At 33.5% G+C, this 23746-nt stretch carries 23 protein-coding genes; 11 read left to right on the forward strand and 12 right to left on the reverse strand.

Translation table 11 applies throughout. From position 1 onward, the window contains the following. Positions 1 to 51: 51 nt before the first annotated feature. The 6 genes from FOT98_RS11250 to FOT98_RS11275 all read right to left on the reverse strand — a co-directional run bounded on the left by FOT98_RS11250 (position 52) and on the right by FOT98_RS11275 (position 8616). Positions 52 to 2028, reverse strand: coding sequence for an FtsX-like permease family protein (locus FOT98_RS11250; RefSeq protein WP_063259502.1), 1977 nt, complete (start codon positions 2026 to 2028; stop codon positions 52 to 54). Then, positions 2025 to 2777: an ABC transporter ATP-binding protein gene (locus FOT98_RS11255; RefSeq protein WP_063259503.1), complete on the reverse strand. Its 753-nt coding sequence runs from the start codon at positions 2775 to 2777 to the stop codon at positions 2025 to 2027. The genes FOT98_RS11250 and FOT98_RS11255 overlap by 4 nt, the downstream gene beginning before the upstream one ends. A gap of 20 nt (positions 2778 to 2797) precedes the next feature. Then, positions 2798 to 4753, reverse strand: a complete 1956-nt coding sequence (locus FOT98_RS11260; RefSeq protein ID WP_063259504.1) for an ABC transporter permease — start codon at positions 4751 to 4753, stop codon at positions 2798 to 2800. A gap of 68 nt (positions 4754 to 4821) precedes the next feature. Beyond that, entirely contained in the window at positions 4822 to 6801 is a 1980-nt protein-coding gene (locus tag FOT98_RS11265) for an ABC transporter permease (protein WP_063259505.1), read from the reverse strand. Between the two features lie 94 nt (positions 6802 to 6895). After that, positions 6896 to 7918, reverse strand: a complete 1023-nt coding sequence (locus FOT98_RS11270) for a sensor histidine kinase (protein ID WP_063259506.1) — start codon at positions 7916 to 7918, stop codon at positions 6896 to 6898. A 2-nt stretch (positions 7919 to 7920) separates the two neighbouring features. Then, positions 7921 to 8616, reverse strand: a complete 696-nt coding sequence (locus tag FOT98_RS11275) for a response regulator transcription factor (protein ID WP_000276736.1) — start codon at positions 8614 to 8616, stop codon at positions 7921 to 7923. A 206-nt stretch (positions 8617 to 8822) separates the two neighbouring features. On the opposite strand from FOT98_RS11275, the gene FOT98_RS11280 reads away from it, so the two are divergent. After that, complete coding sequence (locus FOT98_RS11280) at positions 8823 to 9095, forward strand: autorepressor SdpR family transcription factor (protein ID WP_001070523.1); 273 nt, start codon at positions 8823 to 8825, stop codon at positions 9093 to 9095. Beyond that, positions 9092 to 9730 (forward strand): SdpI family protein, encoded by a 639-nt coding sequence (locus FOT98_RS11285; RefSeq protein ID WP_063259507.1) that lies wholly within the window; start codon positions 9092 to 9094, stop codon positions 9728 to 9730. The genes FOT98_RS11280 and FOT98_RS11285 overlap by 4 nt, the downstream gene beginning before the upstream one ends. 147 nt (positions 9731 to 9877) lie before the next feature. On the opposite strand, the gene FOT98_RS11290 is transcribed toward FOT98_RS11285, so the two are convergent. Continuing rightward, on the reverse strand, positions 9878 to 10750 hold the full coding sequence (locus FOT98_RS11290) for an AraC family transcriptional regulator (protein ID WP_063259508.1): 873 nt from the start codon (positions 10748 to 10750) through the stop codon (positions 9878 to 9880). Positions 10751 to 11056: 306 nt separating this feature from the next. Here FOT98_RS11290 and FOT98_RS11295 point away from each other — a divergent pair, with 306 nt between their 5' ends. Both FOT98_RS11295 and FOT98_RS11300 read left to right on the forward strand, forming a co-directional pair. Further along, positions 11057 to 11827, forward strand: a complete 771-nt coding sequence (locus FOT98_RS11295; protein WP_000859656.1) for an ABC transporter ATP-binding protein — start codon at positions 11057 to 11059, stop codon at positions 11825 to 11827. Next, positions 11814 to 13763 (forward strand): ABC transporter permease, encoded by a 1950-nt coding sequence (locus FOT98_RS11300; protein WP_063259509.1) that lies wholly within the window; start codon positions 11814 to 11816, stop codon positions 13761 to 13763. Before FOT98_RS11295 ends, FOT98_RS11300 begins: the two co-directional genes overlap by 14 nt. A gap of 68 nt (positions 13764 to 13831) precedes the next feature. On the opposite strand, the gene FOT98_RS11305 is transcribed toward FOT98_RS11300, so the two are convergent. Together FOT98_RS11305 and FOT98_RS11310 are read right to left on the reverse strand one after the other, a co-directional pair. Continuing rightward, on the reverse strand, positions 13832 to 14101 hold the full coding sequence (locus tag FOT98_RS11305) for a YolD-like family protein (protein WP_063259510.1): 270 nt from the start codon (positions 14099 to 14101) through the stop codon (positions 13832 to 13834). A 288-nt stretch (positions 14102 to 14389) separates the two neighbouring features. Beyond that, the gene (locus tag FOT98_RS11310; protein ID WP_063259511.1) at positions 14390 to 15619 is read right to left on the reverse strand and encodes a helix-turn-helix domain-containing protein; all 1230 of its coding nucleotides are present in this window, start codon (positions 15617 to 15619) and stop codon (positions 14390 to 14392) included. Between the two features lie 382 nt (positions 15620 to 16001). On the opposite strand from FOT98_RS11310, the gene FOT98_RS11315 reads away from it, so the two are divergent. Then, on the forward strand, positions 16002 to 16580 hold the full coding sequence (locus tag FOT98_RS11315; protein ID WP_063259512.1) for a class I SAM-dependent methyltransferase: 579 nt from the start codon (positions 16002 to 16004) through the stop codon (positions 16578 to 16580). Further along, on the forward strand, positions 16580 to 17179 hold the full coding sequence (locus FOT98_RS11320) for a DedA family protein (RefSeq protein ID WP_063259513.1): 600 nt from the start codon (positions 16580 to 16582) through the stop codon (positions 17177 to 17179). Before FOT98_RS11315 ends, FOT98_RS11320 begins: the two co-directional genes overlap by 1 nt. A gap of 71 nt (positions 17180 to 17250) precedes the next feature. Here the strand turns inward: FOT98_RS11320 and FOT98_RS11325 are convergent, their stop codons facing one another. Both FOT98_RS11325 and FOT98_RS11330 read right to left on the reverse strand, forming a co-directional pair. Next, a complete protein-coding gene (locus tag FOT98_RS11325) occupies positions 17251 to 17634 on the reverse strand; it encodes a hypothetical protein (RefSeq protein WP_063259514.1) in 384 nt (127 codons plus the stop codon). 72 nt (positions 17635 to 17706) lie between these two features. Further along, entirely contained in the window at positions 17707 to 18165 is a 459-nt protein-coding gene (locus tag FOT98_RS11330) for a helix-turn-helix transcriptional regulator (RefSeq protein WP_063259515.1), read from the reverse strand. Positions 18166 to 18370: 205 nt separating this feature from the next. On the opposite strand from FOT98_RS11330, the gene FOT98_RS11335 reads away from it, so the two are divergent. From FOT98_RS11335 to FOT98_RS11350, 4 genes are all read left to right on the forward strand, one after another. Then, complete coding sequence (locus FOT98_RS11335) at positions 18371 to 18718, forward strand: YxeA family protein (protein WP_063259516.1); 348 nt, start codon at positions 18371 to 18373, stop codon at positions 18716 to 18718. A gap of 75 nt (positions 18719 to 18793) precedes the next feature. Next, positions 18794 to 18973, forward strand: coding sequence for a hypothetical protein (locus tag FOT98_RS11340; protein ID WP_080467438.1), 180 nt, complete (start codon positions 18794 to 18796; stop codon positions 18971 to 18973). A 154-nt stretch (positions 18974 to 19127) separates the two neighbouring features. Then, a complete protein-coding gene (locus FOT98_RS11345; protein WP_144291062.1) occupies positions 19128 to 19898 on the forward strand; it encodes an ABC transporter ATP-binding protein in 771 nt (256 codons plus the stop codon). Further along, on the forward strand, positions 19885 to 21807 hold the full coding sequence (locus FOT98_RS11350; RefSeq protein ID WP_063259518.1) for an ABC transporter permease: 1923 nt from the start codon (positions 19885 to 19887) through the stop codon (positions 21805 to 21807). Before FOT98_RS11345 ends, FOT98_RS11350 begins: the two co-directional genes overlap by 14 nt. A gap of 53 nt (positions 21808 to 21860) precedes the next feature. Here the strand turns inward: FOT98_RS11350 and FOT98_RS11355 are convergent, their stop codons facing one another. Continuing rightward, positions 21861 to 22820: an Rpn family recombination-promoting nuclease/putative transposase gene (locus FOT98_RS11355; protein WP_063259519.1), complete on the reverse strand. Its 960-nt coding sequence runs from the start codon at positions 22818 to 22820 to the stop codon at positions 21861 to 21863. A 181-nt stretch (positions 22821 to 23001) separates the two neighbouring features. Between FOT98_RS11355 and FOT98_RS11360 the strand changes: the two genes are divergently transcribed. Continuing rightward, entirely contained in the window at positions 23002 to 23682 is a 681-nt protein-coding gene (locus tag FOT98_RS11360; protein WP_063259533.1) for a DUF7003 family protein, read from the forward strand. Positions 23683 to 23746: the final 64 nt, after the last annotated feature.

The following is a 23746-nucleotide window of genomic DNA, read 5'->3' on the forward strand; positions in this document are numbered from 1 at the left end:
TTTAAAAACTATTGAAAATAGCCTTGTGCATATTGCACAAGGCTATTTTATTCATACTTTAATATGCTGTGATAATTTATTAATGTACAGAGAGCGGATTAAGAAGAAGAAAATGATCTCGATAATCCCGAAAAAGGTAAGTATAATCAATAACTCTTTTAGTAACGGGAAAGCAAACATGCTTTGTAAAAACTTAACCGCAAATAACGTGTGAACACCAGCAACGATGTAAGGAACGAAAAATAAAATTCCTAATTGAATCGTTGCAGAGCGAAACATTTCTGATTCTGTTAAGCCGAGTTTTGTAATCGTAATATACTTTTGTCGCTCAGTTGTTAAGTCATTATACATACGGAAATATAAAACACTAGCCGCACCGATAAAGAAGATAAAGCCAAGAAATGCCCAAATAAAAAAGTGAGCAACTGCACTTTCTTTATTGTGAATGAGTTCGTCGGTAGCGGTGTGAATATAAAACGGCTTGAGAAAACCTTCTTCACCCTTATGTGCTTCATACAAATTATTTGCATCTTGATCTAATATGTTTAATATATTTTTGGTCGGGATAATTGCATTTTCCCAATTTTCCACGAAGTAGTTATAAATCGTAATTGTCTCAATATGAGGAACCATATTTTCAATTGCATTATCTTGCATAACAATGAGATGAGGCAATGCAAATGAGGGTTCTATTCCTTTATTAATAAAACCTTTAATATGAAATTCTTTTTTATTAGAGCCAAGTGTAATTGTATTTTGTTTAGCGAATGGGTTTGATACAAGATTTAATAGCTCTGGTGCATAGCGAGAAATAATGTAAACTTCTGTAGAATCAAGTGTAACTGTGGGTCTATTTAATTGTTTGGCAATTGCGTTATAATCACTCATTTTCATAATTACAATTGATTCTTTTAAAGCTGTGTCTTTTACAACAGTAAACTTGTATTTCGCGTATTGAAAATTAGCATTTGTAAGCTCAGTTTCAATGGTATTAATATGCTTTTGTTCAAGTGGATTCTCACCTTCAGATGTATATGTGAAGGGAATAGGATATCGTTCTAGTATGGATGCCTTCGTACTATTATTAGCAGCGAATAACCCGATAATAATTGTAAATGCAAGTGCAGATAACATAGAAACGATAAAGAGTACATTAATATTACTACGGGTACGAGCGACTAAGTCTGAAATCCATAACATATTTATTTGTTTCAAATAAAACTTTCTACGCTTCTTTAAAATATAGATAAAAAGAAGAAATGTTTGTGAAAAGAATAAATATGTTCCGACTACTACGAGCGGCAAAATAGATAATATAATAAAGAAGACAGATCCATTTTGCACATTTTCTTCTGTTACGTAGCCTTGCGGATAACCAGCGATATAATAACATAGCCCTAAACAAATTAAAGCAAATAAAGAGATGAGTATAGACGGCCTTTTTTCGGCTGTCACTTTCTTGTTCCCTTTTATAAGGTGGACTGTTTTACGAGTACGAATAAACATCGGTGTAAACGTAGAAACGATTAAAAATAAAATGATAAATGTTACAGTTGTGACAATAATCGCTTCCGTCGGCCAATATAAATAGAGGCCTTTCGCACTTGTTAATTTCGAAGTGACTAATAAGAAAAAGTTAGAAAATACAAGACCACCTTGGATACCGATAAAGATAGATAATATCCCGATGATCATGTTTTCAGTAAATAACAGTCTTTTTAATTGTCTCTGTGAAATACCGAGAATCGTGAGTATCCCAAACTGCTGCTTCCGTACGTTTAAAAATGTTCCAATTGAATATAAGAGAAAGAAGAACGAGAACATAACGATAACAAGCTGTGCTGTACTAGCTAAGTTCATTAGAGGATCACGTTCTTGAAAGTTTTGTACATTTTGTAAGCGCGGATGATACGCATATACGGTAAAGGAAAAGAAAACCATGATAGAAAAAGCACTACTTACAAAATAAGCGAAATATGCTTTAGAATTACGCGAGACATTTTTAAATGCAAATTGCCAAAATGTCATCTACGTCTTCCTCCTAATAATGCTAAAACATCTAATATTTCTTGATAAAACTTCTCGCGATATAGCCCGCGGTGTAGTTCGTTGTAAAGCTCGCCATCTTTAATGAAAATGACGCGGTTACAATAACTTGCCGCGAATGGATCGTGCGTAACCATTAAAATTGTTGCCTCTTCTTCTTTATTCAATTTCGTAAATAGTTCCATTACGTCAATTGCCGCTTTTGAATCTAAGTTTCCTGTCGGTTCATCGGCAAGTAGAAGTGACGGATGATGAATAACAGCACGAGCTACTGCGGTACGCTGTGCTTGTCCGCCAGAAACTTCAAAAATACGTTTGTCCAAAATATGATCAATGCCAAGCTTTTTTGAAATGTTATCAAGCTTTTCGTCCATTTCTTTTAATGGAACATTATCTAATGTTAAAGGTAGTACGATATTTTCACCGATTGTTAGTGTATCTAGTAGGTTAAAGTTTTGGAAAACAAATCCTAACTCTTGTCGGCGGAAAATAGCTAACTTCTCTCTACGAAATGTGTGCGGTTTTTTTCCGTTAATCACGACATCACCAGAAGTAGGTGAATCAATTGTAGAGATAACGTTTAAAAATGTAGATTTACCACTACCAGATGGTCCCATGATAGCAACAAATTCACCTTTATCTACATGTAAATTTATATTTTTTAAAGCAGTGTGAGGGACTTTTCCTTCATACACTTTTGAGACGTTTTTTATGTGTAAAACTTCTTCCATAGTAATCACCTTTCTATCCTTTAAAACTTAATATGTTGTGATAATTTTTGCATATAGAAGGAACGAATTAAAAGGAAAAATAACATTTCAACTGTTCCAAAAATCATAAGTACGACTGTAATCTCAGCGAAGAACGAGAGATGTAAAACTTCTTGTAGCATCTTTGTCGCAAACATCGTATGAATCGATGCCATAATGTATGGGACAAAGAAAAGAATCGCAAGTTGAATTGTAGCAGATCGTTTCATCTCAGCTTCTGTTAAACCGATTTTTGTAATCGTTACATACTTTTCTTGCTCATTTGTTAAATCTGTATACATCCTGAAATAAAGAACACTGCCAGCACCAATAAAGAAAATAACACCTAAGAAAGTACCAATTAAGAAGAACGAAGCGACATTTTGTTTTGTGGTGTATAGAGAATCGCTTGCTTCACTTGCATGGAAAGGCTTGTGATCTACTTGAATGTTGTTCCCGTCGGTATTAATTTTGTCTATGAATACCGAGCCGATGTGATTCGCTTTTTCCCAGTCTTTAACTTTAAAGCTATATACACTCATCTGCTTTGAAACGGATGATAATGCCTCTACATTTTCATCAGATAATACGAGTAATTGTGATATTAAACTATTTGGGAATGGGTTATAACTTTTATATTCTTTTATATGTAACTGTAAAGAATTTTGGTTTAGCGTAAGAGTATTTCTCGTTTTTTGATCATGAAGTGTCTCAAAAACTTGATTATCTAAATCTTTAATAAGAACATAGGATTCATTATTCTTCACGTGGAGATTTTCCCAGTGTAATGCTTTAGCAAGTATATTATAGTCACTTTGTTTAATTGCATAATAGAGTTGCGGTTTTTCTTCCGCCGAAGATACTTCATATATATCCGTTTTGAATTGTGTATAAGCAAATTGATCTTCGTTAAACTTTTGTTTTAACCAATTCAAATGTTCATCTGCTAACGTATTTTCAGTATGTGATAAATATGTAAAAGGAAAAGGATTTTCCCTTAATGCATCAAATTTTGTGAATTTCCCAAAACCGTATAAGAATGTAATCATGGTAAAAGCAAGTGTTGATAGCATCGCTACAATAAAGAGCATGTTAATATTTGTCCGAATGCGCGCTGCTAAATCAGAAATCCAAAGCATATTCGTGCGCTTCATATAAAATGTTCTTCGTGTTTTTAATATACGAATGAGTAAAAAACTAATTTGTGAAAAGAAAAAGTATGTTCCGGCTGCAACAAGTGACGGAATGAAAAATATACTGGTGGCGGCGTACAAAAGCCCAACTACGTCGCCAAGCGACATGAAATATAGCGGATTTGCTGCTAGTACGTACCCAGATATTAAACATGTCGCACCAAATAGAGAGATGAGCACGGACGCTTTTCTTTCTTTTTGTTTTGTTCCTTCTTTTAAAAGACGTACAGCCTTTCTCGTCCGAATGAGCATCGGTGTAAAAGATGAGACGAGAATGAAGAGTCCAAGAAAGATGATCATCGTTAAAATAATGGCACCCGTTGGCCAATATAAATATAAACCAGGTACATGCGTAATTTTTGCGGTAACTAATAAAAAGAACTGCGAGAAGACGAGTCCAAGTTGAATACCGAAAAAGATGGAAAGAACACCAATTAGCATGTTTTCTAGAAATATGAGTCTCTTTAATTGCTTTTGAGATATGCCAAGTACCGTTAAAATCCCAAATTGCTTTTTTCGTACTTTTAAGAAAGTACCGATTGAATAGAGTAAAAAGAAAAACGAAAAGAATACAATGACAACTTCTGAAATTGTCATTAATATGTTTAGAGCAGCATTCACGCCTGTCATATGCAATTTAGGATGAAATAAATAAACTGCAAATGAGAAAAAAATTGCAATGGAAAACGCACTACTTACAAAATAGGCGAAATAAGCTCTGGCGTTCCGGGTCACGTTTTTAAATGCAAACTGCCAAAATGTCATTCACCTGAACCTCCTAGTAGGGTGAAGATGAAAAGAGTATCAGAAATACTCTTTTCATCTTGTTTGTCTTAAATAATTTGTCCATTCGTATACTGTGATAATTTTTGCATGTAAAGTGAACGGATGAATAAGAAAAATACGATTTCAACGAATCCGAAAATAATAAGAACGGCTGATACTTCTTTAAACAAAGATAAACCAATTACATCTTGTAGCATTTTCGTTGCAAACATTGTATGAATAGATGCCATAATGTAAGGAACGAAAAATAAAATACTAAGCTGAATGGTTGCAGATCGTTTCATTTCTGTATCTGTCACACCGATTTTAGAAATTGTTATATACTTCTCTTGTTCATTCGTCAAATCTGTATACATTCTAAAGTAAAGAACGCTACCAGCTCCAATGAAGAAAATAACTCCTAAAAATGTCCCGATTAGGAAGAATGCAGCACTACCAGATGTTATTTTGTATAACGCCCCCGCTGATTCAAAGAATTGAATAAGAGGTCCTTCATACTGGGAATTATTTAGATCTTTTTGCACTTTGTCTATAAAATCATCAGCAATTTTATATGTTTGTTCCCAGTTTTGAATTTTGTAATTGTATGCTGATATATGCTTTACCGTGTTGGGGAAGTTATTTACTTGAATATCAGGCAAAACTACCGTTTGATATGAAAAGTCAGATGGAATTGCATTTCCAGGCTCATAGCCTTTTACTCGTAATTTTGTATTTGTACTAGATAGTGTAATGTAATCTCTTTTGTATCTTTGCTCAAACTCGTTGAATATAGTGACATAAGATGTCCCCGTTAACACGTATGCTTCGTTATTATCCATAAATAGTTGTTTCATTCGTAAAGAACTCGCAAGTTTGTTATAGTCACTTTGCTTAATTGCGTATACGTCATTATAAATAGCTACATCTGTATCTTCTTTTAGTGTTGTTTTATATATATCAGTTTTGATTTTTTTATAAGGAAAATGCTCTTTTTGTAACTGGTGTTCAAGCCAATTTAAATGCTCTGTAACAAAAGGATTCGCATCATAGGAAAAATAAGAAATTGGGAAAGGAGAAGTTCTATTAACCTCTAACTTAATAAATTTCCCGAATCCATATAGGAATGTAATCATTGTGAAAGCAATTGTAGAGAGCATTGCTACAATAAAAAGCATATTAATATTCGTTCGAATACGGCTTGCTAAATCAGAAATCCAAAGCATATTAACCCGTTTCATATAAAACTTTCTTCTCGTTTTTAAAATGTAAATAAGTAAAAAACTAATTTGTGAAAAGAAAAAATATGTACCGATTGTAACAAGTGTTGGGATAATGAAAATACTCGAAAGCATATATATATAACCAATTTGCGGACTTACTGATACGAAATATTTAGGATTTCCAGCTAAAGCATAACCACCTAATAAACAAATCGCACCAAATAAGGAAACGAGTATGGACGGTTTTTTTTCTTTTTGTTTTCCGCCATTTGTTTTTAAAAGTTGTACCGTTTTTTTTGTACGGATAAGCATTGGTGTGAATGTAGATACAATGATAAAAAGACTAAGGAAAACGATGGTCGTTAAAATAAACGCGTTAATAGGTAAGTATAAATATATTCCTGGCACGTGCGTAATTTTTGCTGTTACTAATAAGAAAAATTGTGAAAAGACAAGTCCAAACTGCATGCCGAAAAAGATAGATAAAATCCCAATTAACATATTTTCCATAAAAACGAGACGATGTAATTGTTTTCTCGATATTCCTAAAACGGTTAAAACGCCGAATTGCTTTTTTCGAACTTTTAAAAAGGTACCGATGGAATATAGTAAAAAGAAGAAAGAAAAGAAAACAATTACTACTTCTGAAAATATCATCAATCCTGAAATATCAGAGCCCATATTGAAGTTTTGTAATTTTGGATGGAATAAGTAGACAGCAAACGAAAAGAAAACAGCAATGGAAAAGGAACTACTTAAAAAGTAAGCAAAATAAGCTCTCGAGTTGCGTGTTACATTTTTAAAGGCAAACTGCCAAAATGTCATAATATGTACCTCCCGCTAGAAGGCAAATATGTAGTTTTATTGCAAAAAATGTATGAGAGTGCGTTCTCATACATTTTGCTAGCATATGTACCGATCATGCTTCAGTCACCTTCTCCACATGTTCTGCTTGATTATTTGCAGCATTGTGGAAGATGATTTTAATCGTCGTTCCTTTACCAACTTCAGAGTCTAGTTTGACAGAGTGACCTAAATAATCACAAATTTTACTTACAATATAAAGTCCCATACCAGTAGATTCTCCGAATGCGCGACCGTTTTTCCCAGTGTAAAACGGTTCAAATACTCTTCGAATATCTTCTTGCGGAATACCAACACCTTCATCACGAACTTCTAAAATAATATCTTTGCCGTTTCGGTAAGCAGATAAGAATACTTTCTTTCCGCGTTCACCAGAGTAACGAACTGCATTTGTCATTAACTGATAAATGATGAACTTTAGCCATTTCGCATCAGAAGCAACTTTTAAATCAGAATGAACTTCTAAAACAGGGAAGACCCCGTTTCGAATGAATAGTTCTTTTAATCCGTTAATATTTTTTGTTACCGCATCTTTTAATGAAATCGTCTCAACATGGAAATCTTCATGGAAGTTATTTAGCCTTGCCATATATAAAGCCATATCGAGTCCTTGATTTAATCGTTCTAATTCTTTTTTGAATTTCGGAATTAAATGTTCATCTTCCATTTCGAGTACCATAAGTTGCATAACGGATACAGGTGTCTTCATTTGATGTACCCAGTGGTTAATGAATAATTGATGTTCTTGTTGTTTTACTTCATACGATTGTAGTTCTTTTTGGAAGAGACGGTACTGTGTACGCACGAGTTCATTTACACCGTGAGGCATCGGCGCAGTTGCTCTTTCAATAAACGCATCTTCCATTTTCTCTGGTTGCTCACTTAATCTATGGTACATTCTACGATTTCGAACGTAACGATAAGCGAGGAAACAAATAAATAAGTATAAACTTAAAACGACGAAGTAAAATTTATTATTTTGAAATCCATCTACTGCATCATAAAGAACGAAGATGATACCGAAGTTTAATACGTATAGTAAAAAAAATGCAAAATGATCACGTAAAAATAGCTTCATGCTTATTCACTCCAAGTTGCGTTAAAACGATACCCAAGTCCACGTACTGTTTCAATAGCATTTTCAATACCAAGCTCATTGAACTTTTTACGAAGACGCGTAATGTTTACGTTTAATGTATTTTCTTCAACGAAGCTTTCGTCATCCCATAGGGCAGCTAGTAAATCTTCACGGCTCGCTGTACGAGGGAATTTAGATAATAACATTTCTGCTAAAATCGCCTCTTTTTTCGTTAAAAGAACTTGCTCAGCTCCGAAATGAATTTCTGGACGCTCTGGGAATAATTTTAGTCCTTCTACTTCAACGATACGTTCAGAAATATTTGGCGCATAATCACCGTAAATACGGCGTAATTGTCCTTTAATTTTCGCCATTACAACGTCGTAGTGGAACGGTTTTGTAATATAATCATCCGCACCGCTTTCAATCGCCATAATTTGTTCCATCTCACCAGCACGTGCTGAAATGAAAATAATTGGGCAAGTAGATTCATGGCGAATTTGACGGCACCAGTAGAATCCATCGAATTTCGGTAAGTTTACATCAAGTAAAACAAGATGTGGTTTCACTGCGTTAAACGATTCCATAATATCATCGAAGTTCTCTGCAACAACAGCTTCATAGCCGTATTTTTGAATGTGAGATTGTAGTAATGATGAAATATTTGGATCGTCTTCAACGATTAAAATTTTATACATATGTATATTCCTCCTAAAAAACAATTGTAGCTATAGTGTATCATGTGTTTCAAGTCTTTTCATTATGTTGAAAGATAAGCTAGTAAACAGTATAGGTCAAAAGTGAGAAAAGTAAAAAGGGCGTATAGATAATTGACAATTAACTAAAATCATTTTAACATTTAGATAAATATCTAAATGTCTAATTAGTGAAGGGAAGAAAGACATTGAATCAAGCATTTAAAGCATTAGCAGACCCAACAAGGCGAAAAATTTTAGATTTATTAAAAGAAGGTGATTTAACCGCTGGGGAAATTGCTGAACATTTCAATATGACAAAGCCAAGTATTTCACACCACTTAAACGCACTTAAAAATGCTGAACTTATTCAAGATGAAAAAAAGGGGCAATTCGTTATGTACTCTTTAAACACAACTGTATTTCAAGATTTATTGACTTGGGTGTTTACATTTACGAATAAGGGGGAAGAGGGGAAATGAAAAAGCATATATTTCCGTTACTATTAATTGCTTTAACGATTCTTGCATGGTGCATCGCATGGCCGCATTTACCGGGAGAGGTTCCAAGCCATTGGAATCTTGCAGGTGAGGTAAATGGACATATGTCAAAAATGGGAATGATGATTTTTGATGTTGCAATTATGGTTTTTATATATGCATTAGTGACCGTATTGCCTAAGATAGATCCGAGGTACGAGAACTATAAAAAATTTCCTAAAGCACTTGGAAGAATCAATGGAGCAATTTTGTTTTTCTTATTTACTATTAATATGATGACACTAGCAAATGCTTTAGGATACAACATTCCAATTGGAATTGTGGTGAACATAATGGTCGGTATCCTCTTTGTTGTACTCGGTAATTATATGCAACAATGTAAACCAAATTTCTTCATAGGTATTAAAACACCATGGACGTTAAGTAGTGAAGAAGTGTGGAGAAAAACACATAGATTAGGATCAAAGATTATGATGATTGGTGGCATTGTAATTATAATTTCTTCATTTCTACCGGGAATGTGGAAAATGATTTGCTTGTTAAGTGTTGTTGTTATATTGGTTGTTGGTACGATGGTATATTCTTATGTCGCCTATAAAAAAGAACTAAAAATGTAAATAAAAGCTGCTTTTCCATCTAAGGAAAAGCAGCTTTATTTTTTACCCCGCTATTCGCTGGGCAGTAAGACTCCCACCTCAAAATTCGGCGAATGCGGAGGAGTTAGGTGGGGGATGGACAAAACCCCCACTGATTAAAGTTTCACTTTATTTCTTCAAAACCGGTATCCAAATTTCACTTTTAAAGTTTGGAGAGGATATATCTTTCTGTTCATTCCACAATATTTCAGGTCCTTTTGCTAGTTCATAGTTTGAGGAAGGAAACCATTCGGAATAAATACGTCCCCATACATTTTGTAATGTTTCAGGAAATGGACCGACAGCTTCAAAGATAGCCCACGTTGAAGCTGCGACTTCAAGTTGAGCGAATTGCTCTGGACAATCTTTCGTTGTGGCTACTCCAATGTAGTGATCGAGTTCTCCCTTTTCCTCCATTCTTCCTTCAGAAAAATTAGTAGAAGCACTAATGATTCCATTCGGTTCCATGTTTGAAAGTGACTTTAACATTTGAATGGACTCTGGATTTAAACTTTTCCACATAGAAGCAATTTCTGCATTTACACCGTTAAATACAATTGGTACGCGTTTTGTAATACCAATAATTCGAAATGGTTCTTTTTCTTCAATTCGATAATTCATTTCATTTCCTCCTTGAATCGATAACTGGAAGGTCATTGGTGAATAAGCTTTCAAAGAATGACTACTATTTCGGGCCTCTGAAGGTGTTATGCCGTGCAAGTTTTGAAAAGCACGTGCAAAAGAATCTGGTGAGTTGTATCCATATTTTATAGCGACATCAATGACTTTTTCATCGCTATTTTTTAGTTCAAAAGCAGCAAGAGTAAGACGTCTACAGCGAATATATTCTGATAGTGATATGCCAGCTAGAAAAGAAAACATTCTTTTGAAATGATATTCAGAGCAGAAAGCTATTTTTGCGACTTCTTTAAAATCAATTTCATTTGTTAGGTTGTTTTCAATATACTGCATTGCCGCATTCATGTTTTTAAGTGAATCCATACGATGACCTCCTTGTTAAATAGAATAGCAGGAACAAAATAGCTCCATCCGACATTTCATGCACAACTTTGTAGGGTACATTTTTTACCTTACAAAATTGTAATGTTCCTGTAAGGAGAATGAATGGATGGCATGATATCCCAATGTTATAGTAACAAAGTACTTTCGTTCAGTAGGTTAAATTTTGATTTCTCTGCTTACCGTCCTTACATAACTGTCATGTTTGTGTAAGAAACATCGATAGTGGCAAAAGTAGAGAGTGTATATAGTTGAAAATAGAGAATAGAAGAAATGAGGGATGTCGAGATGAAAACAGTGTTAGAAGCAAAAAATATTGAAAAAGTGTATGACACGGGTGGTAATAAATTTGCAGCGTTAAAAGGTATTAACTTACAAGTAAAAGAAGGTGAGTTCGTTGGAATTATGGGACCTTCTGGTTCGGGTAAGACGACTTTACTAAACGTTCTTTCTACAATTGATAATGCGACGAACGGTGAAATTTTAATTGATGGAAAAGATATCGTGAAGATGAATGATGATAAGCTAGCGTTATTCCGCCGCGATCATTTAGGATTCATTTTCCAAGATTATAATTTATTAGATACGTTAACAGTGAAAGAAAATATTGCTTTACCTCTTGCGTTATCAAAGGTGAAAGCGAGTGAGATTGATCGCCGTGTTCTTGAAATCTCAAAGAAATTCGGTATTGATCATATTTTAAGTCAGTTCCCATATCAAGTGTCGGGTGGACAAAAGCAGCGCTGCGCAGCATCACGTGCGATCGTTACGAATCCAAGTATGATTTTCGGAGATGAGCCGACTGGAGCGCTTGATTCTAAATCAGCGACAGATTTATTAGAAAGTATGAAGTCGTTAAATGAATATGATAACTCTACCATTTTAATGGTAACGCATGATGCATTTGCGGCGAGTTACTGTAAACGAGTTATTTTCATTAAAGATGGTGAGTTATATAAAGAATTGCACCGCGGTGAATCAACACGTAAACAGTTCTTCCAAAAAGTCGTTGACGTAATGTCTTCTATTTCCGGAGGTATGGCTGATGACCTTATCTAGCATTGCCCTCCGCAACATACAGCGGAACTTTAAAGACTACTTTGTATATTTTGCATCTATGATCTTTAGCATCGTCATTTATTTTACATTTAAGGCGTTGCAGTATAATTCACAAATGGAAAAAGCCGCGGAAGGTTCAAAAAAAATTAGTGGTGCGTTCCAAGTTTCAAGTGTCATGCTAATTATTTTCGTAGCGGTGTTCATTATATATTCAAACGGTTTCTTTACAAGGAAGCGTAAAAAAGAAGTTGGACTATATTCCTTATTAGGTATTCGTAAAAGACAGATTGGTAAAATGCTGTTTTATGAAAATATGTTAATGGGATTAATGTCTTTAATTATCGGTATTGCGATTGGTAGTGTCCTTTCGAAACTATTCCTTGAACTGCTAGTAAGCATGATGGGATTAAACTTAAATGTTCATTTTGAAGTACCGATGGCTGCAATTGTTGATACAGCACTTATTTTCTTTGTGATTATTTTGTATACATCACTTCAAGGATATCGTTTAATTTATCGATTTAAGCTAATTGAACTTTTCAGGGCAGAACGCGAAGGAGAAGCAATGCCAAAAGGATCAGTTATTATGGCATTAATTTCAGTTTTCTTAATCGGTTCAGGTTATTTCTTAGCATTAATGTACGTGAAGGCACTTAAGTATGCAGACTTTATGGTAGTTGCACTTTACATTTTACTTGCGACAGTATTAGGTACGTACTTACTATTTATGTTCTTTACAGTATTCGTACTAAAGCGTGCAAGAAATAATAAATCATCGTTTTATAACGGTATGAATATGGTAACAACGTCACAGTTACTATACCGTATTAAAGGAAATGCAAAATCACTTGCGACAATTTCTATTTTAAGTGCGGTAACATTAACAGCTGTTGGTACGTCAGTTACGATGTATTACAACACATTTACACAATCAAAAGCAGTTGCACCATATAGCTATTCTTATGAGAAAAAAGATGCAGAGCTTGATAAGAAAGTGAATGCGATTTTTGCAGAAGAGAAGCAAAATCATCCAATTAAAGATCAATTTGAAATTGAGACAGTTCCTGTAAAAGGGAAGTTTGAAGGAAATAAAGTTGATTTCATTCTGAATATGAACTATACGATTTCAGAGAAATATCAGTTCATGTCTCAGTCTGAATTTAATAAACTGGCGAAAAAATATGATGTAGAACCAGTGAATATAGCTACTGGCGAAGCATTTGTATATGATAGTTCGTATATTGAAGGGCATGAGTTTAGTCCACAATATAAAGGAAACAAGGCAGTATTCCAAATTGGAAACGAAACGAAGCAATTAAAAATCCAAGGTGCAAATGACGTTGCAATTACAAATTTAGGTGAATTAGTTGTTGTCGTTTCAGATGAAATGTATGAGCAAGCGAAGCAAGTATTTGGAACACGCGTTGTAAAAAATATTGATGTAAAAGATGAAAAAGATAGTAAAGTGTTAACAGAAAAATTAACAAAAGTGATGCCAGCTGGTGAATCAGAAATGGTCCCACCGTTTAGAGATTTCTATACTGGTTTCCAGATGGGGCTTGAAGGAACAGGATTAATGATGTTTATTGGAATGTTCTTAGGACTTGTGTTCTTACTAGCAACAGGCTCTATCATTTACTTCAAGCAATTAACGGAAGCAAATGCTGACCGTGAACGTTACGTTGTACTTCGTAAAGTCGGTGTAACGAAACAAGAGATGAAAAAAGCTATCGCAAAACAAGTAAGCTTTATCTTTGCGATTCCGTTAGTAATCGGAATCCTGCACAGCTTATTTGCACTAAAAGGTTTAGCGAACTTACTACCATTTGAAATTATGATTCCGCTCCTAATTAGTATCGGAGTATATGGCGTCATTTATATCGGATATTACTTCCTAACAGTTCGTTCTTATTATAAGATTGTGAGTGCGAAATAGTAAGTGAAAATAAGAAAGCCATTTGCCTATTTTTTTATGAGGTGAATGGCTTTTTTTCGTTCTAAATACTACCGCGCATCGATTATGTCGATGAAACTAAAAGTATGTTTTCGGTCAAAGGCATCTATACATACTAAAGAACGCTTTAAAGGATTTAATTCAATTACATTCATATAACTTGTAGGGAAATAACCATTTTTATAATAAGTAATCAATATTTCTTTTTCTGAAATGTAAGAGCGTAATAAAGTATCTTCAATTCTGTCTCTATCATCATATGGTGATACTTTTCGCGATTCTTTCATGTCAGTCGATTTTGATATTTTTGTACTACTCATGCTTTCTATTCTCCTAACAATATATTTTCTATATAGGAAGGTTAATTACTATGGAAGTACCTTGTGTGATAGAACGAAGCAAGTATGTATGATTGGAAGCCGAATTTGCTTAGTACTAAAAAATTATCAAATTCATTAATGTATTTATAGTAATTATTTGTCATTCTTGTACTTTTTTGAATGAGATTAAAACTTTATTAAAGGGAATTTGGAGGAGGGAGAAATAACTGGATTTGAAGAAGGTGAGCTAGTAAGATAACTATTTCACCTTCTATTAAGAAACCGTTTCTATATCACAGTATGATTTTCACGATATTGTCTTGGAGTCATACTAGTGATTTTTTTGAAGACTCTTGTGAAATAACTTTGATCATTAAAATTAAGCCAGGTACAAATATCTGATAATGGATAAGTCGTTAATGTTAATAACTTTTTAGCTTCTTCTACTCGCTCTCTTTGGATGTATTCAATTAAAGGAATTCCCACTTCTTTTTTAAACAGTTTTGATAAATAAGTAGGGGAAATATGTAAGAGATTAGCAAGATCATTAAGAGATATTTCATCGTAAATATGTTTGTGAATATGATTGAGGCACGTAGTAATCGAATTAGAATATGCTTGATTACTATATTCCTTCACACGTTCTGCAAAAGTACATAATGCATCTTCAATTAACCTATTTACAGAATACATGTTATCTAATTTTTCAATCGTTTGTATATATAAAGTACCGAGTGAAAAAGCAATATGTGATGGAAGATTACCGTCTATCGCATATCGAATAGCTAGCGTAATGGCGATAATACCATTATTTTTTTGGTTTCTAAGTTGATCTCCTTTAGATGAAATTGCTGCATCTTCTTGTGGATATGAATACGCATATTGTATGACCTTTTCTTTATTGCCTTCTTTAATGGCTGAAAAAAATTTACGTTCCAATGATATGTCATAATTTTGCGGATCATGGCGGCGACGTTTTGAAATATATAAATCAGGATTTACAATTTTATAAGAAACATCTTCGAGTAATTTATTCTCTTTCCAGACAATATCTCTATCTAATTTTTCATTGAAAATTACGTAATGTAACCAAATACTTATATCAATTAGCGTGCTTTTTTTAATCTCGGGTAGAAATTGATAGTAGTCTACTCCTTGTTGCATTGTATTATTACAGTTGAAATATTTCATAAGCTTAATCGCCATTTCATCTGATACTTTTGGATAGGTAGTCGGGCCGATTATAATCGTTCCTTTTATATGTTCATGAGTTGTTATATGGATGCTAATGAAATTCTCAAGATACTTATTCCCTTTGAAAATTGGAAAATTACAAGGAGCGTTTTCTTGATAAATTTCATTAAGATGTTCTTCTTTAGAAGAATAAAACGGACTACCAATCGTATGAGCAGTAGATTCATATACAATTTTTTTATCAGTAGATAGAAATTGAACAGGAACATGAAACGTTCTATGTACAAGATCACATAAGTGCTGTAGGTCGATGGAATTATTCATTAGCTTCTCCTTTTAAATAGTTTTGAAATATTACATATTAATTAGATCTACATGTGTTTCTATAAAATATAAATTTCTTATTATTTGAATTTTTTCGCTCACACGAAAAGAATTACATATATTGGATAGGGATGAAAGATGATTTACGAATTAAATTCTGTAAATGTTGTATGAAAATAGACGTAGTGATGGTACCTTTCATAAAAATTCTTTTTATATCCATTATACCAAATTAATAAATATAAAAGAGGTATTTATATAGAGAATATGAAATGTTTCATTCTTCATAAAATCTTAAGAAATCTCCTCAATTTTTGTTAAGAAACGATAGTTATACTTAGAAACAAGTTAAAAACTATTGAACGAATGGGGAGAGGTTTACATGCAGCTCATAACATTCTTACATGAATTTATAAAACATCCGAAACATACTGGTGCAATTGCGCCAAGTTCAAAAATATTAGCAAAGAAAATGGTAGATGTAATTGATTTTAATAAGGCAAAGTGCATCGTAGAGTTAGGACCTGGCACAGGGGTCTTTACGAAAGAAATTATGAAGAGAAAGAAAAAGGAGACAATATTTCTTCTTATTGAAATTAATGAAGTGTTTTACAAAGAGTTAAAGAGAAAGTTTAAAGATGAACAGAACGTCATTGTCGTACAAGGTTCAGCTGAAAATATAAAGAAGTATAAGGAAGAGTTCAATATAGAATGCGTTGATTACGTCTTATCTGGATTACCTTTTACATCTTTACCAGAAGAAGTTTCAAAGCTTATCTTAAACAATGTAATGGAAGCGATACATGAGAACGGTGAATTTATTACATTTCAATATTCACTTGTGAAAAAAGGATTTATACAGCATTTCTTTCCTGAAATTACGCTAGAGAAAGTGTGGCTCAATTTCCCGCCAGCGTACGTCTTTAGCTGTAAAAAAGAGCTAAGCAGAGCATATGCATAATGGAATTACATGAATTATTATCTTATATTGAACAATACGGTTATTGGGCATTATTTTTCTGTTTATGGTTAGGTATTATCGGTATGCCGATTCCAGACGAAATGATCGTAATGAGTGGCGGGTTTGTCTCGTCACTAGGGATATTAAGTGTCATTCCAGCATTTTTATTAACCTATTTCGGCGTTGTATCTGGGCTATCTTTAGGTTATATATTAGGGAAAATATTTGGTACGAAAGTACTTGATAAGCTAATGAAAAAGAAAAAGGCGAAATATCTTTTGAAATCTCAACAAATGATAGAGAAGTATGGTCATTATGCGTTAGTTACAAGTTATTTCATACCAGTTGTAAGACATATCGTACCGTATTTAGTTGGAATGAATAACATGTCATTTAAGACATATGCTCTGTATTCTTATACGACAGGATTTGTTTGGACACTCGTTTACTTTGTGCTCGGTTCTTTATTCGGACAACATATTAACAGAATTGTAGCGATCGCGATAGAATATGGCGTGTATTTTGGCGGAATTGTTTTTGTTGTTGCGAGTGGTACTTATTTGTATAAGCAGAGAAGAAGTACGGTCATGAGTAAGTAAATAGGATCAAGGTTTACTCTTATTGAGAGTAGTATAAAAGGGGGAGTTATTTTGTAAAATAACTCCCCCTTTTAATGTAATAGTTCCTTATTACTTTCATTAGGTGTTGTCTGAAATACAGTTATATAAATTGTTAATATGGTTGTATTGATTATATTAGCTAATACAGTCATAAAATCACTTGATGGAGCGATAAGAACGAAGATTGAAAGTATGGCAGAAGCAAGTGGAATAAACTTTTGTAGTATAGTTAACTTTCCATTTTTATGAAGCTTCGAAGATTGAAAGAAGCAAAGTAAGAAAATAAAGGATGTAAATAATAATCCTAAATATCCCCAGCCATCTTCAATATACCAAGGTAAAAAGCTCATTCTTGATGTGAAAATAAATAGATTGAATACTAACGTGCTAATGATTAGTGTATTTAAAACCGTGATATTTGTTTGTTTTTCCATTTGAATTACACTCCGTAATTTATTTTATACTGCTATTTATGGGCAGCAAAAAATACTGATTAAAGTTTCACTTTATTGAGATGTTTTTGCCATTTCCATAAATCTTTGTTCCATTTCATCCAAATCGAACGAGTGGCATATTCTGCGGTCGTCTTTATCTAAAATTCTATAGTGTTGCGATAAAATATTTTGTTGTATTTGATAACCGTTCAATTCTTTTATTTGTCGCCACCATACTTTTCCTCCTAAAGTCTTCGGGAAGTTCGTATTGTAATGTGTAAAAGCGATTGTTTTTATAATTTCATTCACATCATCCCCAAAGGTCATTTGGACTGTATCACACTGTTCGAAGAGTGTTACGACACAAACTGCACCTGACCATGTTAGCGTGCGTCTGCCTTTTTCAATTTCCACTAATGTTTTCTTTGATAAACCGATAATTTCTGACATTTTATCTTGTGATAAATTATTTTCAACACGGATGAGTTTTAGTTTTGAATTAACGAGTTCAATAAATTCTTGTTTATTCATTATGCATCTCCTTTTTCTTTATAGTGTAAAATTACACTAAAGGTGTAATTTTGTCAATTTAAGCGTGAAGAGTTTTTTGAGCTTACTAATTAATATTTCACTTTTAGTTTAAGAAAATGTTAAGAAACAGTACGAGTTTTTATTAAGAAATAGGCCCTATACTTAGAAACATCTTAAAGAAAGCATAATGAAAGGCGGAATATAGATGAAAAGGTTTATACTTGGAGCATTACTTGTTATTGTGGCAGGAGCAGCATATTTATTAAATGGGAGTAAGTTATTAGATCAAATGAATCCATTTCTTGATATAGAGCACCATTATGCCGTAATTGATAATGATGGTAAAGAGTTAGGTGGAAATAAAGGTCGTGAATATAAAGTGAAAGCTTATGATGAAAATGGTAAGGAAAAAGAAGTTACAATTGATGGAGTAGATGAATTACCAAAAGGTTCGTACTGGTATGTGCTTACAAGAGGGAAGCTTTTACATGATAAAGTACAAGTAACGCCAGATAAAATTCCTGATGGAGCGAAGGCGAAGTTAGGATTGTAAGTATAAAACCGATTCTCAATGTGGGAATCGGTTTTGTTATTTTATGGTAAAATTTAGTGAAGGGAGGCGAGAGTGGTGCTACTCATTGTTAGTCTTATTTTAATTGGATTCATGTGTAGTATGAAAATAGTGTCCTTACATATGATAGAACGAGAAAAGATAGAAGAGCGATATGTATATTGTCCCAAATGTGATGGGAAAATTAGGAGAGGCAATTCCGCTCCTTTTTGTTCGAAATGTAATTTAATGTTTTAACTATAGGAAATCTGAAATCATTATGTATGGTTTCGGATTTTTCTTTTTAAGAAAATATTAAGAAACCTCGTGACTATTTGTTAAGAAAATCTATTTATACTGAACTCTGTTGCTTAAAGGGAACAGCAAGAATCATAACAGGAGGTTTAAATAGATGAAAACAATGTTAGAAGCGAAAGGGATTTCGAAAATATATAATACAGGCGGCAATACATTTGAAGCGCTGAAAGATATTTATTTACAGGTAACAGAGGGAGAGTTTGTCGGCATTATGGGGCCGTCTGGTTCTGGGAAAACGACGCTTTTGAATGTTCTTTCTACTATTGATACAGCATCAAAGGGTGAAATTTTAATTGATGGAAAAGATATTGTGAAGATGAATGATGATGAATTAGCATTATTCCGTCGTAATCATTTAGGATTCATTTTCCAAGATTATAATTTATTAGATACTTTAACAGTGCGAGAAAATATTGCATTGCCACTCGCTTTATCAAAAGTAAAGGCGAAAGAGGTAGAATCTCGCGTTGAGACGATTGCGAAGAAATTTGGGATAAATCACATTTTAAATCAATATCCATACGAAATATCAGGGGGACAAAAGCAGCGCTGCGCAGCATCAAGAGCGATTGTAACAAATCCAAGTATGATTTTTGGAGATGAGCCAACTGGTGCGCTTGATTCTAAGTCAGCGACAGATTTATTAGAAAGTATGAAATCATTAAATGAAAAAGATCGTGCAACAATTTTAATGGTAACGCACGATGCATTCGCTGCGAGTTATTGCAAGCGAGTTGTATTCATCAAAGATGGAGAATTATATAAAGAGTTATATCGCGGGGAGCGTACGCGAAAACAGTTCTTCCAACAAGTTGTAGATGTTATGTCTTCTATTTCTGGAGGTGCTATAAGTGAGCTTATATAGTATTGCCCTTCGGAATATAAAACGAAATTTTAAAGATTACTTTATATACTTTGCTTCTATGATTTTTAGTATCGTCATTTATTTTACATTTAAATCATTGCAGTACAATTCACAAATTGGAGAAGCTGGCGACCGGGTTAGTGACGGATTCCAACTTGCGAGTGTTATGCTAATTATTTTTGTTGCGATATTTATTATATATTCGAATGGATTTTTCACACGAAAGCGTAAGAAAGAAATAGGTCTTTACTCTTTACTAGGTATTCGAAAAAAGGAAATAGGCAAAATGCTGTTTTATGAAAATATGTTAATGGGTTTGCTGTCATTAGTAATCGGAATTGTAGTTGGTAGTTTACTTTCAAAATCATTTCTTCAGTTGTTAGTAAGCATGATGGAATTAGGTGTAAATGTTCATTTTGAAGTACCAATTGGCGCAATTATTGATACGGCATGTATGTTTTGCTTGATCATCCTTTATACATCTTTTAAAGGGTATCGCGTTATTTATCGTTTTAAGCTAATTGAATTATTCCGCGCAGACAATGAAGGCGAGAAGATGCCGAAGGATTCAAAGCTAGTAGCAATTATCTCAATTTTATTAATGGGGATCGGTTACACTTTATCAGTTACAAAAATGAAAGATGTGGATAGCGATAACTTTATGTCACTGACTCTTTCTATTTTATTAGCAACGGTACTTGGTACGTATTTATTATTTATGTTCTTTACTGTATTTGTACTAAAAAGAGTGAGAAATAAAAAATCTAAGTTTTATAATGGAATGAATATCGTAACAACTTCGCAACTACTATATCGCATTAGAGGAAATGCAAAATCATTAGCTACAATTGCAGTGTTAAGCGCAGTAACATTAACAGCAGTTGGAACTTCTGTAACCATGTACTATAACGCATATATGGAAGCGAAAAAATATAAGCCGGTTAGTTATTCATATGAAAAGAAAGATACTCATTTGGATCGTAAAGTATCTGGTATTTTAAAAGAGGAAAAAGAAAAGAATGAAGTGATTCATCAATATGAGTTAGAGACGGTAAAGGTAGTCGGTGAATTTGGTGACGATGTTTCAAATAAAGATGCCTTGCACTCAAGAACGACAGAGCTTATCGCACAGTCAGCGTTTAATAAAATTGCAAAATATTTAAAGGAAGAAACCGTGGATGTAAAGAAGGCAGAAGCGTATGCATTTGATGCAATGTACGGTGAGGGGAATAAAGATACTGGTGTATATAAAGGAAAGAAAGGCATATTTCCAATTGGAGAAGTAGCACCTGTACAGGTAAAAGAAGTAAAGGCACGAAATATTACAAACTTATATGAACTTGTAGTTGTCGTTCCAGACGAAGTGTATGAGCAGGCAAAAAAGACAGTTGGATCTCATACTGTACAAAACATTGATGTAAAAGATGAAAGAAATAGTAAAGTGCTAACAGAAAAATTGAAGAATGTAATACCGGAAGAAGATGCAGAACACAAAAAACAATTCAGTGATTTCTATACTACCCTCCGAGATGGTATTGAAGCATCAGGTTTAATTATGTTTAGTGGTATTTTCTTAGGATTAGTATTTTTACTTGCGACAGGTTCTATCATTTACTTTAAACAATTAACAGAAGCTCATGCAGATCGTGAACGTTACATCGTTCTTCGCAAATTAGGAGTAACGAAAAAAGAAATGAAAAAGGCAATCGCAAAACAAATGAGATTTATCTTCTTCCTACCTTTAGTAGTTGGAATTTCACATAGTTTATTCGCACTAACAGGTTTATCGACAGTACTTCCGTATGAGATCGCAGTACCGTTAGTAATTAGTATTGGTGTGTATAGCGTCATTTATATTGGTTATTATTTCTTGACGGTTCGTTCTTATTTTCGGATTGTGAGTAAATAAAAAAGGCGAAAGAGAACATTGTGAAAATGATGTTCTCTTTTGCTTTTTTATCATTATTTATGTCCTAAAATATGCTCAACTTCATGCACACTTAATTTACTTACCTTAGCAATCGTTTCAAGTGGTATACCAAGATTATGCATACTTTTAATCATTTGAATTTTCCCTTGTTGAACCCCTTCTTCCAAGCCCTTTTTCAAACCTTTTTCCAAACCTTTTTCCAAGCCCTTTTCCAAGCCCTTTTCCATACCTCTTTTCATACCTTCTGTCTCTGCGTGGGCGAATTTTGCTGCTTCATCCATTAAAACTTTCTCCCTCGCGTCATAGGCTTGTCGGAAAGAGGAATCTTGACTCATACGTTCCCACTTGTTTATTGCTTTTTGTAAAATAGGATCTCGGTTCATAGCAATATCCTCCAATGTTTTAGTTAAGTGTTCATCCTCATTTGCTGAAAGCAATAAAAGCCAACGAACAAATGGATCTTTCCACGGATTTACTTTTTCTTCATGCCATTGTTTTGTTAACTTTGGAATTTCTACAATGTGAATTTCTATGTCATCACTCAAGAGTTTCTGTTGTTGTGAATTCCATAATGTGCCTGTTGCATGGAATTCTTTGTGGTCTGAGAACATTATAAAGTTCAATAAATTAATGGTGATGGTTTTATGAAGCGAACTGTAAGGCATACCTTTTTGTAATTGAGATGTGTATAATTTTCCCCAATAATATAAACTACGTTTCATCATATCGTGATTATTATTGAGTTGTATTTCTACATTTACTTTTGTTCCTGTGTTTAATGTCGCTGAAATATCTAAAATAGATAACTTATCCTCTTCATATTCCCGATGTAAATGTGGATCTTCTAGTTGTAGAGAAGCGATGGGTGATTCTAAAGACTTTTGTAACATAGCGTTTAAAAATGCAATTAGAATATCTTCACTACCATTCGTACCAAACAATTGTTTAAATGCAAAATCAATGCGTAAATTAACTAACTGTTGGTTGAACACAGATTTCCCTCTCCCTTATGTCAGGTTGCTTCTTTCCTTCATTGTATCTAAAAATAACTAGGGCATGCAAACAGGCCAATTGGCTATTTTTTAGCAATATTATTAGAATGTCACAGACAAATATGTCTATGTTATACTCTAGTGAAATTGAAAAATTTATATAGAGGTGAAGATGATACATATGCAAAAGAATATTTTGAAACTATTAGATAAAAAACAAAGTAATTATGAATTTCCTGCCTTTGATAATGAATATATAGATATTTCACAAGTGAAATTCTCTCTTTTCTTTAAAGATGATAAGGATTGGTTGATGGTGTTTCAAATTGTTGGTGTAGGATCATTAGGTGTATGTAATGATATTCAAGTATATGGTGAGAGAGTGAATCATTCAATTGTTGATGATGGTATTTTGCAGTTAAATGATGGAGAGTATGAGTTATTTGATAATGAAGGTGAATTTATACCTGATATTCATAACGGTAGTGTGAAAATTCGTGGTCATCATTTTGAATATGAATTTTCAGAAGAGGATTACACGAATAATGGAATAGAAGTAAAAACGACAGAGTCTTATCCAAGAGATTTCATGCGTATGCTTGAGACTAATGACAAAGCTCGAAAATTAGTATGGTGGGGAAAAGAAGAAATGTTAGAAGAGTTCGGTTTAGAAGGTGATTGGGAAGTAGCATATGAAACCGAAGAATGGCAACATGTTGAAGACGAGAAAGTAAGTGAAAATGAATTTTTTCAATCAGTAGCCGCTGCAATAGAGAAGAAAGATCCAAGTGTTATTGTGAGTAAGGATTCTAATACGCACTGGAAAAATTGGGTGGAGTTTGATTACGAAAATTTATATTAAAAATTAGAGAGTAAATCAAAATGCCTTGCTAATAAAAAGCCGAGCCAAAGTGTTGAAACTTTAG

This window comes from Bacillus sp. HY001 (genome assembly GCF_007558965.1).
Classification (GTDB): Bacteria; Bacillota; Bacilli; order Bacillales; family Bacillaceae_G; genus Bacillus_A; species Bacillus_A mobilis.

Coding starts and splice junctions, on each gene's coding strand:
- FOT98_RS11250 (WP_063259502.1), bottom strand. CDS start 2,028: ATGACATTTTGGCAATTTGCATTTAAAAATGTCTCGCGTAATTCTAAA.
- FOT98_RS11255 (WP_063259503.1), bottom strand. CDS start 2,777: ATGGAAGAAGTTTTACACATAAAAAACGTCTCAAAAGTGTATGAAGGA.
- FOT98_RS11260 (WP_063259504.1), bottom strand. CDS start 4,753: ATGACATTTTGGCAGTTTGCATTTAAAAACGTGACCCGGAACGCCAGA.
- FOT98_RS11265 (WP_063259505.1), bottom strand. CDS start 6,801: ATGACATTTTGGCAGTTTGCCTTTAAAAATGTAACACGCAACTCGAGA.
- FOT98_RS11270 (WP_063259506.1), bottom strand. CDS start 7,918: ATGAAGCTATTTTTACGTGATCATTTTGCATTTTTTTTACTATACGTA.
- FOT98_RS11275 (WP_000276736.1), bottom strand. CDS start 8,616: ATGTATAAAATTTTAATCGTTGAAGACGATCCAAATATTTCATCATTA.
- FOT98_RS11285 (WP_063259507.1), top strand. CDS start 9,092: ATGAAAAAGCATATATTTCCGTTACTATTAATTGCTTTAACGATTCTT.
- FOT98_RS11290 (WP_063259508.1), bottom strand. CDS start 10,750: ATGGATTCACTTAAAAACATGAATGCGGCAATGCAGTATATTGAAAAC.
- FOT98_RS11295 (WP_000859656.1), top strand. CDS start 11,057: ATGAAAACAGTGTTAGAAGCAAAAAATATTGAAAAAGTGTATGACACG.
- FOT98_RS11300 (WP_063259509.1), top strand. CDS start 11,814: ATGACCTTATCTAGCATTGCCCTCCGCAACATACAGCGGAACTTTAAA.
- FOT98_RS11305 (WP_063259510.1), bottom strand. CDS start 14,101: ATGAGTAGTACAAAAATATCAAAATCGACTGACATGAAAGAATCGCGA.
- FOT98_RS11310 (WP_063259511.1), bottom strand. CDS start 15,619: ATGAATAATTCCATCGACCTACAGCACTTATGTGATCTTGTACATAGA.
- FOT98_RS11315 (WP_063259512.1), top strand. CDS start 16,002: ATGCAGCTCATAACATTCTTACATGAATTTATAAAACATCCGAAACAT.
- FOT98_RS11320 (WP_063259513.1), top strand. CDS start 16,580: ATGGAATTACATGAATTATTATCTTATATTGAACAATACGGTTATTGG.
- FOT98_RS11325 (WP_063259514.1), bottom strand. CDS start 17,634: ATGGAAAAACAAACAAATATCACGGTTTTAAATACACTAATCATTAGC.
- FOT98_RS11330 (WP_063259515.1), bottom strand. CDS start 18,165: ATGAATAAACAAGAATTTATTGAACTCGTTAATTCAAAACTAAAACTC.
- FOT98_RS11335 (WP_063259516.1), top strand. CDS start 18,371: ATGAAAAGGTTTATACTTGGAGCATTACTTGTTATTGTGGCAGGAGCA.
- FOT98_RS11345 (WP_144291062.1), top strand. CDS start 19,128: ATGAAAACAATGTTAGAAGCGAAAGGGATTTCGAAAATATATAATACA.
- FOT98_RS11360 (WP_063259533.1), top strand. CDS start 23,002: ATGCAAAAGAATATTTTGAAACTATTAGATAAAAAACAAAGTAATTAT.